Here is a 14,662-nt window from a genome sequence, read left to right on the forward strand (position 1 = left end):
TGAACGGCTAAATATAAGAATAGATTCCGTTTTTATGAAAGAGGATAATGCCGGTGATGAGGGGGCATGTTTGCGATGCTCCCGATCGGTCAATTAACTATTTCCTCGACAAAAGCTTTTAGCACAACAGCATTATTATGTTGGCGATCTTTGGCAGCAAAAACAAAGGTTGTTCTTTCTTGCTCCTTAATATGGGTTAATAGATGTTGTACCAACTCCTCATTGTGCTCTAATTCCTGCCGGTATCGTTGGCTAAAAGCCTCGAATTTTTCGGGATCATGCTGAAACCATCTCCTTAGCTCATCAGAAGGGGCGATTTCTTTGAGCCACAGATCCAGCTTGAGCTGCTCTTTACTGACACCTCGCGGCCAGAGTCGGTCAACCAATATCCGGTATCCATCCGTCGGATCCGGAGTATCGTACGCACGTTTCAGTTGAATCATCAGTTGGGGCCTGGAGGTTAGAAATTGATTGTCAGCTTCCGTCTACCCCCGAAATCATGACTGAAAATCTTCTTAGTTGGGCCAGGTTTCAGGACTTTCTCGCCATTCAGCAAGGGCCTGCAGGTCTTTCTCATCCACATATCCATTTTCGCTTGCCACCTCGATCAGCGTAGTATAATCAGTGAGGGTATAAAGCGGAATGCCTTCCTCTTCAAACCGCTGAACAGCCTTGTCAAAGCCATAAGTAAAGATACTGATAACAGCCTTCACATCAGCACTGATAAAGTTAAGGGCTTCAAGAACAGAAATGGCAGATCCGCCCGTTGAGATAAGATCTTCAATGATAACGGTTGATTCTCCCTTTTGGATACCGCCTTCGATCTGGTTGCCCAGCCCGTAAGACTTTGCCTTCGAACGGACATAGGACATGGGTTTGTCGAGACTTTCGGAAATCCAGGCAGCATGGGGGATGCCGGCAGTAGCTGTACCGGTAATGACATCGATATCAGAATATTCTTCACTAATAAAATCTACAATCCGTTTCGCAATCTTTTTTCGGATAGTCGGATATCGGAGGGTCAACCTATTATCACAGTAGATGGGAGAATTCCATCCAGAAGACCAGGTAAACGGATTGTTGGGCCGTAAAATGACGGCATTGATGTTGAGTAGATCGAGTGCAATTTCTTTTGAAAAGGATGAATCAATGATCATATAAAAGAAGAATTATTCTGCAGTCAAGTATTTTAACCGGTACTACAAATTAAAAGATTGTTTTAAGTTTCCGTTCTAAATAAAATATAATAGGATTTTTAGACATAAAAAGGCGTAGAAGCCAGCCAATAGGTCATCTACTAATATACCAAATCCGCCCGGTAATTGCTGTAATTCGTTAACTCCTAATGGTTTCTTAATATCGAAAAAGCGGAAAAAGACAAATCCCAGGAATAACAGGAGAAAAATATTTATTCCCGGATTTACTAAGTTAATCCCAATAAAGGCCATACCTTGCCCGGCAAATTCGTCCATAACCAGGGGCGAAGGGTCTCCACCCCATACGCGTTCACACTCTTCGGATACCCAGACGGTTAGCCATGAGCAAAATAAAGTGAACAGGGCAATGCCATACCATGGACTGTAGAGCCCGATAAAATAGATAAAAAAGAGAGCAAAAAAGCTGCCCCATGTTCCCGGAGCATTGGGTAAAAAGCCAGCGTAGAAAAAACTTCCTAATATTGGTTTAAGTTTTTGCATCATGTTGAGCAATAAAAATATTTATGTTGATGTAAATGTATTCGATTCCGGAATATAACGTGAGTGCTACAATTGCTATCATCATCCATCCCAGGATACTTGATTGCAAAAGTTCACTGCAATAGCTGCTAAGCCAAACATCTGTTTTGATAAAGACCCCTACAAAAAGCACGAGATAAAGAAAGAACATCTGACTCATGGTTTTGACTTTGGCGGTCAGGCGGGTTTTCATGGAAATGTCCCGCCAATCTGCCAATACCCGCATAGTCGTGATAAGAATATCTCGGAGCATAATAACTGCTATAGCCCACCAGGGAAACTGGGTGGCATCAATAAAGGGTAAACAGATAAAACCTGCAAAGGTTAAAAATTTATCAGCGAGTGGATCTAAAAAGACTCCATAAGGCGTTTGAGCTTCATACAAGCGGGCAATATAGCCATCAAAAAAATCGGTGACAACGGCTACCGCAAAAATCCCCATACTAAGTGCGCGCCAAACGACTTCATCCTGTACGTACAATAGCAAAAAGATAGGAGCCAAGATAATTCGGATAGTACTTAGTATATTAGGTATTCGGCGCAAGTTTTTAGGATTCCTGTCGTTAGTAAAAAGTCATCTGTTCTTGAAGCCAAACGATATAATGCTTCGAAAAGCTGACAAAGATTGATATTTTAGGCTTCAAATTTCTTTAAAAATACGAATTAGAATAACAGTATGCAGTGTCAGATTTTAAGTATTGGTGATGAGTTGCTGATTGGTGATACGGTAAACACCAATGCCAGCTGGATGGCCCGGGAGCTTACTGAAATTGGGGTTGAAGTAAACCGAATTTATACGATTAAAGATGATCTGGCGGGAATTAAGGAAATAGTTAATGAGGCATTATCTTCTGCTGATGTTGTCTTTACCACCGGGGGATTAGGACCTACCCACGATGATATGACCAAACAGGCCATTGCTGAATTGCTGGATTCTGAACTTGTTGTGCATGAACCCACGCTCGATTTTATCAAAAAGATATTCAAAGAACGCAACATACCATTTAGTAAATCGAACTATCACCAGGCGGAGGTTATAGAAGGATGCGAAGTGTTATTTAATGAACAGGGAACGGCACCAGCAATGTGGTTTGACCACGAGGGAGCACTGTTAGTTGTTTTACCGGGCGTACCTTATGAAATGAAGCATCTGATGAATCATCACATCCTGCCAAGGTTAAAGAAGAAAATAGGAAACAAGACCTATCGGGCTTCCCATTATATGTTAACAGCAGGTATTGGTGAAAGTACACTAAGTGATGAAATTATTGGGGATTTAAATCCCTTTTTGAATGGTAATGATATAAGTCTTGCCTATCTGCCCAGTCCGGAAGGTACACGTATTCGTATCCGTGGTCAGGCGTCAACAGAACAAAAATTAAAGGACCAGATGGAAACTCTTATCGGTCACATAAAGAAACAAGCAGATGGGTTTATCGTTGGAGAGGGCAAACAAATACGGTTAGCAGAAAAAGTTGGTGAATCTTTGCAGGAGGTTGGCCTGAAAATTGCGGTAGCTGAGAGTTGCACCGGTGGATCAGTAGCCAACTCACTGACGGATATTCCGGGGAGTAGTAATTATTTTAAGGGTGGAATTATAGCTTATGAAAATGAGGTAAAAGTGAACCAGCTAAAGGTGAATGCAAACGATCTGCAGCAGCAGGGAGCGGTAAGTAAAGCGGTTGCATTACAGATGGCTAAAGGGGTAGCACAACAGTTAAATGCACATATTGGTATTTCTACTACCGGCATCGCAGGCCCGGAAGGCGGCACTGATAAAAAACCGGTGGGCACGGTTTGGATTGGCTTTTGGAGCGAGGACCAGCATTTCGCAATTCGTGCCCAATTTACCAACGATCGGTTGATAAATAAGCAACGAACGACAGCCACTGCTTTGGAGATGGTTCGCCGTATTCTATTGGATATCTCCGAAATGCCCTATGGGCTCAAAAAACAGCTGGCTTGAGATATCTACTGTTTACATATGGCGTCATAATATGTTTGGGACTACCCATGCTGGCTGTAGGGCAAATTGACAATACGACTATAGATTCCGTCCGGATTGATACGACAGTGCTGGCTGACACCAGTGCCGTCCAGACGATTGATTATGATGCTCCTGATCAAAAATCAGAGAAACCGTCGTTTACTGTTGTTCCCTGGATGTTTCATGCACCACTGGGAGCTCATGTTACCGCTTCCGACAGTACCCTGCGATGGCAAAACTGGCCTGATTGGACCTACAAGCTGAACAGGGAGCCGGGCATCATAAGTTATCGAATGGGGACAAGTCTCCGGTCGAATGCAGTGCAGCGATTTGCTCATGAGCCACGCCACCAGCAACTCTATTGGGAAGGCATAAATATTAATGATCCCGTATCGGGAAACCTTAACTGGTCGCTTATTCCCCAACACAAAATCGACAGAGTTTTTGGGCAGGACTTGGGAACTCAGTACCGTACAACCTACTATTTACGGCAGTATTATTTAAATAAACCACTTTCAAGGCTTTTATATAGTGAGAGTAAATTCACGAATCGTGATCTCGAATTTGAGGTGAGCCATAATCTATCGCAACAGACCAATGTGGAACTCAGCTACTGGGATCGCCGTTCCGGAGGGGAGTATCCTAATTCAGAAGTCATAGGGCGGCAAATATTTGCCAAGGTTAGCCACCATTTGGATCCCCAGCACCTGTTAAAAGTTAACTATGTAAATAATAAGCTGGATATAGGACGCCCTTTTGGATACCTGATGGGCGACCTGAGAACATTTAATTTTGATCGGTTCCAGGCACAAGCTAATCAGTCCAGCGGGCAATCTGCAGAAGTAAACAATTTGTTTGCGATTAACCTTTACCGGCGTAATGAAAATGCCACCGACAGTACGGATAATTTTCACGTCGGACTTTACCAGCGAAGTACTGAGCGGACGCTTCAGTATTCAGCCGATTCTACGGCCTATAAAGTTCGTTCAGTGGGGTTGACCTCCCGCAAGTGGTGGTCGCTCGGCAATTTGAATACCGAAGGGGGACTTAGTTATGAATATTTTTTCAACAAAAAGCTCCAAAATTCCTCCTTAGATACTGACAACTGGGGGTTACTAAACGCAGAAGCAAAGCTCTCGCTCGATATAGGGTCATTGTTAACCATCCACGGCAACGGCGGATTCCAATACCGAGATGACGCCTTCCAGGGAAACAGGCTTAGTGCGGGTGCAGACGTTACCTTTGGCAAGCTTACCTTATCACCGGCGCTCTCCGTGGGATCTAACATGCCTACTCCCCAACAGTTGTATTGGCAGTCAGAAAGTTATGCCGGAAATCCCACGCTTTCGAATGAAAATATTCGCGAGGGACGTGCAGAATTGAAGTATGCTTTTACAAAAGACACCCATTTAGGCATTCGCGTGCAGCATAAGGATATTGAAAACGGGATTATGTTTCGGCCCGACACGACTTTACCTAACCTGGATTCCTATGCCATAGATAATGGAATCAGGATTAAACCCGATAGTACCTTTAAGAATGTGGACCCCTATGCCTCTCAATCTGCTACCGCTTTTTTCAGTTGGGATGCCACTCATTTTGAGTTCGAGGGTTCGGCTACTCTCCATCAGTTTACCAACAGCTTGTCTGAACCTGGATCAACCATTCCAATGTGGGACAGGCAACGCATTTGGTTTAAGGGGGGAGCTTATTGGAAAGGATATCTTTTTGGTCGTGCTACCTATGTAAAAGCAGGGCTTTCCGGTATAATGTCACCATCTCGGTACCAGGCCGACCACTACAGCCCCGAACTGGATTACTGGCAGTCGGTCAGTGGTGACCAAGAGTTACCTATATTCAATCGACTGGATGTTGATATTTCAGCCCGGCTACGCTCAATTGTTTTTGTATTGCGCTGGCAAAATGTGCTTGACGATGTAAGCCAGTTGGGCTACTTTGAAACTGCTCAATACCCAATGTCTCAGCGTAAATTTATTTTTAGCGTTCGCGCCTTATTTAGAAACTAACAATTACTGTTTATGAGTTTAAAATATGTGATCAAAGAGGGTATGGCCGGCTTTAAACGTGCTCGTTTGGCTTCCTTTACCGCAATATTTTCCCTTTTTGTTGCAGTGTTACTGCTGGGCGTGCTGGCCCGCGTTTCTTATAATGCCTATGAGGTTGCTCAGCAGCTTAAACAATCTATTGATGTGGAAGTTTTTCTTACCAATCCGGATGAGGACCGAACCTTGGAATTACAGAAAGATTTTGAGAATCAAGAACTCGTTCAGGAGGTTGCCTATATTTCACAAGACAGCGCTGCTACCATTTTTAAAGAAGAGTTTGGCAGTGGAGCTGGGTCAATGGCGGAGCTCAACTTTTTGCCGGCTTCCTTTCGACTTAAAGTGGATCCTAATACGAATATTAATAGGATTGACAGCCTCATTACGGAGATCGAAGGGTATAGCGAGGTCGATGAGGTCCGATTCAACCAGCAGTTACTGCAAATGATGGAGCAGCGATTCCGCACCGTAGCGATGGCCGGTGGTGGTTTAGGGATATTGATTTTGCTGGCAGCACTGGTGCTGGTCTTTAATACTATTCGTCTCACTATTTACGCGAAGCGAGACCTCATTAAAGCTATGAAACTGGTGGGGGCCACCAATGGATTCATCCGACGGCCCTTCGTTTTTGAAGGTATTATTCAGGGACTTATTGCCGGATTCTTAGCGGTGGGAATTATGTATATTGCTTTCCATTTTGTTTTGCCGGAATATGTTCCCCAGTTTGGAATTCTGGCCTGGCCTTTTGGTCGTTGGTATTATTTGAGCGGAGCTATGATTTTACTGTCCATTTTTATGGGCTTCTGGGGCAGTCAATGGGCCGCCCGTCGATTCATCAAGCAAACCTCCATCTCCTCTGATTGATACGGGAGGTACATAGATTATCTTTCTATAATAAGCTAAGGTAGTAGCTTTGTATCCAGATGAGTGGGCGGGATAAAGCCTGTGACTTATTACTTACGTTTATCCTTTATATAAATTGCAGCGGCGTGTCCCTGCCCGGTAGACCGTTCTTCAATATCAAAAAGTTTGATGGCCTGGACCAGTTCTCCCAGCTTGCGGTAGCCATAATTCCGGGGATCAAATTCGGGGGCCTGCTTTGCAATATAGCTTCCTACTTGTCCCAGGTGCGCCCAGCCATTTTCGTCAGAAGAGGCTTCAGTTGCATTTCTTAGCAGTCTCACCAGCTTGGTATCTTGCTTAAGTTCATTGGTGGACATACGTTTAAAAGAGGGCTCTTCATCCGGTTCCTCTTCACCTCTTAATACTTCGGTGTAAATGAATTTGTCGCAGGCAGCAACAAAAGGGGCCGGGGTTTTCTGTTCTCCAAACCCGTAGACCGTAAGCCCTGATTCTCGGATGCGGGCAGCCAATTTGGTAAAGTCACTATCACTGGAGACGATACAGAAGCCATCAAAACGTTCGGTATAAAGCAGGTCCATGGCATCAATAATCATAGCGCTGTCGGTCGCATTTTTGCCGGTCGTGTATCCAAACTGTTGGATTGGTTGGATAGAGAATTGAAGCAGATGCTCTTTCCAGCCTCGCAATTTGTTGGAGGTCCAGTCTCCATAGATACGCTTTACGTTGGCCGTGCCATATTTGGCAATTTCTGCCAGCAGTCCCTCCACGATGGCGGGTTGAGCATTGTCAGCATCGATAAGTACAGCAAGTTTGGTATTTGAACCTGTATCCATTAAATAAGAGTTGATTATAAAGGAGTATTGCGAATGTGACAAAGTACAATAAAACCATTACATTCTCACCCTGTTAATCTAAGGGTCGGTTAGGAGGGGAGCTAGAAGGTTTTACTCCTAAAGTGATTGGCTTTTGTGGTTGGGCTGTTAAGACTCATTGTTGCGTATCGGGCTCTAAAGTGGCAGGGAACCAGAAAATTCTAATTCTTAATATTGAGTTAACAAAACTCTCCTTTTTTTAGAATACCTTTAGCACGTTAAAACAAGCACACTGCACACATTATAAAACGTAATTCTATAAATTTCGAAAAGATGGTCAATAAATACTTAGCATTATTTATTATAAGTAGTTTACTATTGGTTTCCTGTGGGCCAGGTGGAAGTTCGGAAGATCAGCTTTCAGGTGAAATACAAATTGACGGTTCAAGTACCGTATTCCCCATTACAGAGGCTGTTGCCGAAGAGTTTCGGTCAGAAGCCCCGAATGTTCGGGTCACGGTTGGCGTCTCGGGAACAGGCGGCGGTTTTCAGAAGTTTTTGCGTGGCGATACTGATATTAATAATGCTTCCCGGGCTATCAGTCCAGGTGAAAAAGAAAAGGCTGGGGGCAATGGTATTGACTATCTTCGCCTCTCAGTAGCCTATGACGGTCTGGCTGTGTTGGTAAATCCTAGTAACGATTGGGTTGATTATTTTACAGTTGAAGAATTAAAGACCATATGGGAGCCTTCTGCTCAGGGAGAAATTAATCAATGGAGCGATGTTCGTGAAGAGTGGCCGGATGAAGAGCTTCATCTTTTTGGCCCCGGTGTGGCTTCTGGAACGTATGATTATTTTACAGAAGCTGTAGTAGGAGAGAGTGGTGCCAGTCGTGGTGACTTTACAGCCAGTGAAGACGATAATGTACTGGTACAAGGAGTAAGTACCGATCAACATTCTCTCGGCTTTTTTGGATTGGCCTACTACAAAGAAAACCAAGACAAGCTAAAGCTTGTAGGAGTTGAAAATAGGGAGGGAGAAGTAGTAAAACCTACCATGGAAACCGTATCCAACGGAACATATAATCCACTTGCCCGGCCGCTGTTTATTTATGTAAGAAAAGAAGCGGCCCAGCAGGAGAGTGTACAGGAGTTTATAAACTTTTATCTGAATAATGCCCCTGAGCTGGCCGAACAAATTGGATATATTGCTATGCCCGATTCTGTCTATCAGGCCCAGAAGGAAAAGTTCAAAGCGTTTTATTCGAGCTCATCAGATTCATCTTCTACAACTACAAATTAATTTAGTTGGCAACGCGGGCGGATATTTTCCGCCCGTTGTCAATTGTAGCCTATATCTGCGGATATGAATGTGAAAGAAAAAATTATTGAAAAGATACTGGCCTTTTGTGCCTTGGTTACCGTCTTCACAACCATAGGTATCATCCTGATACTGGCCATTGAAGCCGTTGGTTTTTTTAGTCAGGTTTCAATTGTCGAGTTCCTGACCTCTACGAAATGGACTCCACTTTTCACCCAGAAAAGTTATGGTATTTTACCCCTCTTGAGTGGAACCTTCCTAACGACCGTTATTGCAATTTCAGTGGCATTACCTGTAGGTCTGACGATTGCGATTTATCTCAACGAGTATGCCTCTAAGCGGTTCCGGCAAATTCTTAAGCCTTTGCTTGAAATCCTGGCAGTGGTACCGACGGTTGTATATGGTTTTTTTGCCTTGATGATTGTGACTCCTTTCCTCAAGACCTTTATCCCGGAACTTTCGGGGTTTAATGCCTTGTCGCCCGGTATTGTAATGGGAATTATGATTATTCCTTTTGTTTCTTCCCTAAGTGAAGATGCACTCAGTTCTGTCCCCAATTCCTTGCGGCAGGCTTCTTTCGGAATGGGATCGACGAAGTTTCAGACGGCCTTCCGTGTAATGGTGCCGGCCGCCTCTTCGGGGATTGTTGTCTCCGCTATTTTAGCAGTATCACGGGCCATAGGAGAAACAATGATTGTGGCTATTGCTGCAGGACAGCAGCCGCGATTTGGTTTTGATCCTACAGTGCCTATAGAAACCATCACGGCCTATATCGTACAGGTCAGTATGGGAGATGTGCCTCACGGATCGCTGGCTTATAAAACGATATTTGCGGCGGGAATCACGTTGTTCATCTTCACCTTTATTCTAAATAACATCAGCTATTGGATTAAGGAAAGATACCAGGAGGAATATGAATAGAGCAAGCACGAGCAGATTATACGATAAAGTTTTTCGTTCTATGGGCCTGACGGCTACCATCCTGTGCCTGTTGATATTGGCCATTTTTATTGGCTTTATCATTTACCAGGGAGTAGGGCGGTTAAGCTGGGACTTTTTGATAAGCCTGCCATCCCGTTTTGCTGAGCGATCCGGTATTTATACCGCATGGATCGGAACCCTTTGGGTGCTGGTACTGACTACGCTTATATCATTTCCATTGGGCGTTGGTGCGGGTATTTATTTAGAAGAGTACGGCAAAAAGAATAAGCTAAATAAATTCCTCGAGATCAATATCGCCAATTTAGCCGGTGTGCCTTCTATTATCTATGGATTATTGGGGCTGGAGGTTTTTGTCCGATTGATGAATATGGGCAGCAGTATATTGGCAGGATCATTAACCCTGGCACTCCTCATTTTACCTATTATCATTGTGTCAACGCGTGAGGCTATTCGTGCCGTACCGAGCACCATTAAAGAAGCTTCGGTAGCACTTGGGGCCTCGAAGTGGCAAACAATCTGGAATCAGATTTTGCCGGCCTCTTTTGGAGGAATCCTTACAGGCGTTATATTAGCTATTTCTCGAGCAGTGGGCGAAACGGCTCCGCTTATTGTGGTGGGGGCGCTGGCTTATGTACCATTTGCTCCACAAGGCCCCTTGGATGAGTTTACCGTATTGCCCATCCAAATTTTTAATTGGGTATCAAGACCACAGCATGAATTTGCTATTAATGCCGCCGCCGCTATTATTATATTGTTGCTCATAACATTTATAATGAACGGTATTGCTGTTTATATGAGACATCGCTGGCAACGGAAGATCGATTGGTAATTGACAGTGCTCCTTAATTTATAGTATAAATAAGTTTGATTATGGAAGTAAAATCAGAAGCATCCGGCCCAAAGGCAACAAGAGTAAAAACTGAGCCCAGAGTTAACTCAGAGAACCAGACGTATAAACTCCGGGCTAAAAATATCGATGTTTTTTATGGCGATTTTCAGGCTATCCATGATATTAGTCTGGATATCATTGATAATTCAATAACAGCCTTTATTGGGCCCTCCGGCTGTGGTAAATCCACTTTTCTACGGCTCTTCAACCGGATGAATGATTACATTGATGGATTTTCAATGAATGGCCAGATTCTGCTGGAAGGCCAGGATATTTACGATCCGTCAGTCAATGTGGAAGAATTACGGAAAAAAATCGGGATGGTTTTTCAGAAACCGAATCCTTTTCCCAAATCAATTTTCGAGAACGTAGCTTACGGTCTTCGAATTCAGGGAATTAAAGATAAGGATTTTATTGAGCAGCGCGTGGTAGAGTCCTTGAAACAAGCAACACTGTTTGAAGAGGTCAAAGACGATTTAGATAAACAGGCTCTGGCACTTTCCGGAGGTCAGCAGCAGCGCCTTTGTATGGCACGGACACTGGCCGTTAAGCCTTCAGTATTGCTGATGGATGAACCTACTTCTGCCCTGGACCCCATTTCGACGGCTAAAATAGAAGAACTTATTACCGAGCTAAAAAAGAAATATACGATTGCTATTGTAACACACAATATGCAGCAAGCCGGCCGAATTAGTGACAATACGGTTTTCCTTTATATGGGTAAACTGGTAGAATACGGGGATACCCAGAAGATATTTACGAATCCAGAAAAAGATCGTACACAAAACTATATAACGGGACGATTCGGTTAAACACCCTCACCGTAGCGTTCCATTTTAAAGATTCTGCACATGGCGAACTTAGACAACGAAATTAAATTACTAAAGGATAACATTCTCGAGCTAATGTTTCTGGTCAAGAACCAGCTGGAAAAGGGCTCTAAAGCACTTGACCAGTTTGACGAAGAACTTGCTCATGAAATAACAGCCAACGAAAAACGGGTAGATAGCCTGGAGCTGACAATAGACAGGGATTGTGAGAATTTATTGGCTCTTCATAATCCTGTGGCTGTGGATCTTCGTTTTGTGATGGCCTCTTTTAAAATAAATTCTGACCTGGAACGCATTGGCGATCATGCTAATAGTATTGCCAAATATATCCTTGATTTTGGGAAAGCAATGGACAAAGAAACCATCCAGAAAATGAAGGTGGATGAAATGTATGCTGTTTCTTTGAAAATGATGAGCAATATCTTTAACGCTTTTATCACCGAGGATACAAAGCTGGCGCGCAAAGTATTCAAACTTGACAAAAGGTTAAATGAAATAAACAGAGAGGTATCCGGTTTAACGACCGAACTCATACAGGAGGATGTAGAACAGACTCAAAATTACCTCTACCTTTTTTCTATTGTTCGAAAACTGGAGCGGGTGGGTGATTTAACCAAGAACATCGCCGAAGAACTAATCTTCTACATTGAAGCTAAGGTATTAAAGCACCAGAAGATGAAATCTCAGAACAATAATTCATCCGACAGTTAGGCTTTTACTTTCATTTGGTTTACCTGTAGAAACAGGTAGCAGTAAACAGGCTTCAACATTTGATCGAATGGTTTCATCAAATTGTTATTCAGGCTTGTCAAAAACAGATCAGCACAACATAACAAAAAACACTCATAATGAAACAGATAGGAATACTCTGTCTAATAAGTATTTTTACAATTTTTAATGATGTGCAAGCCCAGGTATCGGTCGGCGAAAAGGGAACGCTCAGTGGCAGGGTGTATAGCGACTATTACTGGTTTGCGCAGCATCATGATTCTGAAGTTGAAGGAAACAATGGATTTTGGTTCCGTCGCATTTATTTAACCTACGAACGGTCCATTAGTGATCATTTTTCAAGTCGTCTTCGTCTGGAGATGAACAGCTCAGGGGATTTGAGCACAAATACCGAAATGACTCCCACCGTTAAAGATGCTTATCTAAAATGGTCGAAGAACAGCCATCAGATCTATGCCGGGATCTCTTCAACCCCCACTTTTGGATTAGTAGAAGATGTATGGGGCTACCGTTCCGTTGAAAAGGCTCCCCAAGATTTGTTTGATTTTGGTAGTTCCCGCGATTTTGGTCTTGCTGCTAAGGGAGAGTTTGGGCAAGATAATCGTATCGGCTATCACTTTTTTGTTGGTAATGGCAGCAGTAATGGTGTGGAACTCAATAAAGGAAAAAAGCTCATGCTTTCGTTGAGTTACCAGCTGACAGAGCATTTTGTGATACAAGCATATGGCGATTGGAATGAACAGCCTAATAATGTTGATATCGTTACAGGCCAGGGATTTGCAGGTTATCAGTCTGATAACTTCAACATTGGGGCGTTATATTCTTACCAGTTTCAGGATAATATTCATCAGGAAAACAAGCGAAAACAGGATTTAATCTCCGTATTTGCTAATGCGAATTTTACCGATAAGGTTGGGGGATTTATCCGTGCTGATCATCTTTTTGATCCCAATCCGGGAGGGGCATCTACCAGTTATTTGCCGATGAGTTCTGAGGCCGGTTCTTCTACCTTTGTCGTTGGGGGTGTGGATCTTCTGTTACACGATAACATCCATTTGATGCCCAATGTTGAAGCCGTTTTTTATGGAGAGACCCAAACAGGAACTAACCCTGAAGCCAATATTGTGCCTCGCTTGACCCTCTCGTACAACTTTTGAAATTATAAGGGTTTAGTTAGCTGTTGAGGAGTAGGCTTCTTGTCATTTTGCCTTCAATTAGCGGGGCAGGATTTGTTGGGTATCTATTTCATGGAGGCCTTGAAAAATCCCGAAATTTGAGCTTGTTATTGTAAACTGGCTAAGCAACCTTTCAATAGAGAGGGTGAAAGAGATTACTTCACTCCGTTTGAGATGATAGCTGGTTTTTACAAAGCCTCCTTTTAAAACAATTTTAGCGATTCATATAATCAGCAATTATTTTATCTTTTTGTTATGTAAATAAATTTTCACCTTAAAAAAACAATTGTGGGATCAGAAGTAACCTTAAAACATATTGCAGAGGCGCTGGGCATATCAGCAATGACGGTTTCACGCGCGCTCAACAATCGGGATAATGTTGATGAAAAAACACGTCAAAGAGTATTAGAGAAGGCACAGAGTATGGGATATACCCCAAACCACGTGGCGAAAAGCCTGGTTTCGAGTAAAACCTATACTATTGGCGTTGTGATACCTGAAATTACGCATGCTTTCTTCCCGGAAGTGGTTCGGGGAATTGAGGAAGTCACCAATAGTTCGAGTTATCAGCTTTTTCTAACCAACGCCAATGAGAAGTTTGAGCAAGAGAAGAAAGCCATTAAGGCTTTGCGCTCGAAAAGGGTGGATGGAATCCTTATCTCTTCATCCCTTACCGTAGAAGATTATTCATTTTACAAACAGCTTATACAGTCCGACACGGAAATCGTTTTCTTTGATCGCTGTGTAGAAAATATAGGAGCAAGCTGTGTTAGTGTTAATGATAAGATAAGTGCCCGGCAGATTACCGAGCATCTAATAACGGAACATGGATTTACAAAGTTGGCTTATCTAAGCGGCCCTCAGCACGTTTCGGTTGGTCGTGAGCGGTACCAAGGGTTTCTGGATGCCATGAATAAACATGATATTCCACTCGTTGATAAATGGATTATTGAGGGAGGATTTCAGGAAAAAGCGGGATATAAGGCCATGAAACAGATACTGGACCTTCCTCGTGATGAATTTCCAGAGGCGATTATAAATGTTAACGATCCCTCAGCCATTGGTGCCATCCAGGCCATTAATGAAGAAGGGCTGTCCATTCCTGATGATTTTGCAATTGTGGGCTTCACCGATGATATACGAGCCAACTTGCTTAAAGTACCATTGACGACCGTCCATCAGCCGGCATATGAGGTAGGTAAACGAGCAGCACGTAAGCTGCTGGATTCAATTGAAAATGAAGACGAACCTACGGAAAATATAGAGCTGTTGACGACACTTAAAATACGTGCTTCCTGCGGATGTAATTCTTAAA

Annotated in this window: 15 protein-coding genes; 10 read left to right on the forward strand and 5 right to left on the reverse strand. The window is 43.2% G+C overall.

Annotation, left to right across the window (positions count from 1 at the left end):
- Positions 1-89 precede the first annotated feature (89 nt).
- The 4 genes from J6I44_RS14585 to J6I44_RS14600 form a co-directional block, all read right to left on the reverse strand.
- The gene (locus tag J6I44_RS14585; protein WP_265766886.1) at positions 90-443 is read right to left on the reverse strand and encodes a DUF488 domain-containing protein; all 354 of its coding nucleotides are present in this window, start codon (positions 441-443) and stop codon (positions 90-92) included.
- 72 nt (positions 444-515) lie between these two features.
- Complete coding sequence (pyrE, locus tag J6I44_RS14590; protein WP_265766887.1) at positions 516-1,157, reverse strand: orotate phosphoribosyltransferase; 642 nt, start codon at positions 1,155-1,157, stop codon at positions 516-518.
- 75 nt (positions 1,158-1,232) lie between these two features.
- The gene (locus J6I44_RS14595) at positions 1,233-1,700 is read right to left on the reverse strand and encodes a phosphatidylglycerophosphatase A family protein (protein ID WP_265766888.1); all 468 of its coding nucleotides are present in this window, start codon (positions 1,698-1,700) and stop codon (positions 1,233-1,235) included.
- Positions 1,684-2,280, reverse strand: a complete 597-nt coding sequence (locus tag J6I44_RS14600; protein ID WP_265766889.1) for a CDP-alcohol phosphatidyltransferase family protein — start codon at positions 2,278-2,280, stop codon at positions 1,684-1,686. The genes J6I44_RS14595 and J6I44_RS14600 overlap by 17 nt, the downstream gene beginning before the upstream one ends.
- A gap of 132 nt (positions 2,281-2,412) precedes the next feature.
- Here J6I44_RS14600 and J6I44_RS14605 point away from each other — a divergent pair, with 132 nt between their 5' ends.
- From J6I44_RS14605 to J6I44_RS14615, 3 genes are read left to right on the forward strand one after another with little or no spacing between them, the layout of a single operon-like run.
- On the forward strand, positions 2,413-3,702 hold the full coding sequence (locus tag J6I44_RS14605; RefSeq protein ID WP_265766890.1) for a competence/damage-inducible protein A: 1,290 nt from the start codon (positions 2,413-2,415) through the stop codon (positions 3,700-3,702).
- The gene (locus J6I44_RS14610) at positions 3,699-5,750 is read left to right on the forward strand and encodes a putative porin (protein ID WP_265766891.1); all 2,052 of its coding nucleotides are present in this window, start codon (positions 3,699-3,701) and stop codon (positions 5,748-5,750) included. Before J6I44_RS14605 ends, J6I44_RS14610 begins: the two co-directional genes overlap by 4 nt.
- Before the next feature lie 12 nt (positions 5,751-5,762).
- Positions 5,763-6,650 carry a cell division protein FtsX gene (locus J6I44_RS14615; RefSeq protein WP_265766892.1) on the forward strand — a complete coding sequence of 296 codons (888 nt, stop codon included), beginning with the start codon at positions 5,763-5,765 and terminating at the stop codon, positions 6,648-6,650.
- 89 nt (positions 6,651-6,739) lie between these two features.
- Here J6I44_RS14615 and J6I44_RS14620 read toward each other — a convergent pair whose 3' ends face one another.
- Positions 6,740-7,483 carry an NYN domain-containing protein gene (locus tag J6I44_RS14620; protein WP_265766893.1) on the reverse strand — a complete coding sequence of 248 codons (744 nt, stop codon included), beginning with the start codon at positions 7,481-7,483 and terminating at the stop codon, positions 6,740-6,742.
- Positions 7,484-7,795: 312 nt separating this feature from the next.
- Between J6I44_RS14620 and J6I44_RS14625 the strand changes: the two genes are divergently transcribed.
- From J6I44_RS14625 to J6I44_RS14655, 7 genes are all read left to right on the forward strand, one after another.
- Positions 7,796-8,764 (forward strand): PstS family phosphate ABC transporter substrate-binding protein, encoded by a 969-nt coding sequence (locus J6I44_RS14625; protein ID WP_265766894.1) that lies wholly within the window; start codon positions 7,796-7,798, stop codon positions 8,762-8,764.
- A gap of 63 nt (positions 8,765-8,827) precedes the next feature.
- Positions 8,828-9,703, forward strand: a complete 876-nt coding sequence (pstC, locus tag J6I44_RS14630; protein ID WP_265766895.1) for a phosphate ABC transporter permease subunit PstC — start codon at positions 8,828-8,830, stop codon at positions 9,701-9,703.
- Positions 9,696-10,553, forward strand: coding sequence for a phosphate ABC transporter permease PstA (pstA, locus tag J6I44_RS14635; RefSeq protein WP_265766896.1), 858 nt, complete (start codon positions 9,696-9,698; stop codon positions 10,551-10,553). The genes pstC and pstA overlap by 8 nt, the downstream gene beginning before the upstream one ends.
- A gap of 41 nt (positions 10,554-10,594) precedes the next feature.
- Complete coding sequence (pstB, locus tag J6I44_RS14640; RefSeq protein WP_265766897.1) at positions 10,595-11,425, forward strand: phosphate ABC transporter ATP-binding protein PstB; 831 nt, start codon at positions 10,595-10,597, stop codon at positions 11,423-11,425.
- A gap of 39 nt (positions 11,426-11,464) precedes the next feature.
- Positions 11,465-12,154 carry a phosphate signaling complex protein PhoU gene (gene phoU, locus J6I44_RS14645; protein ID WP_265766898.1) on the forward strand — a complete coding sequence of 230 codons (690 nt, stop codon included), beginning with the start codon at positions 11,465-11,467 and terminating at the stop codon, positions 12,152-12,154.
- A 137-nt stretch (positions 12,155-12,291) separates the two neighbouring features.
- Complete coding sequence (locus tag J6I44_RS14650) at positions 12,292-13,329, forward strand: porin (protein ID WP_265766899.1); 1,038 nt, start codon at positions 12,292-12,294, stop codon at positions 13,327-13,329.
- 306 nt (positions 13,330-13,635) lie between these two features.
- A complete protein-coding gene (locus tag J6I44_RS14655) occupies positions 13,636-14,661 on the forward strand; it encodes a LacI family DNA-binding transcriptional regulator (protein ID WP_265766900.1) in 1,026 nt (341 codons plus the stop codon).
- The last annotated feature ends 1 nt before the right edge of the window (position 14,662 follow it).

Source organism: Fodinibius salsisoli, from assembly GCF_026229185.1.
In the GTDB taxonomy this organism is placed as follows: domain Bacteria; phylum Bacteroidota; class Rhodothermia; order Balneolales; family Balneolaceae; genus Fodinibius; species Fodinibius salsisoli.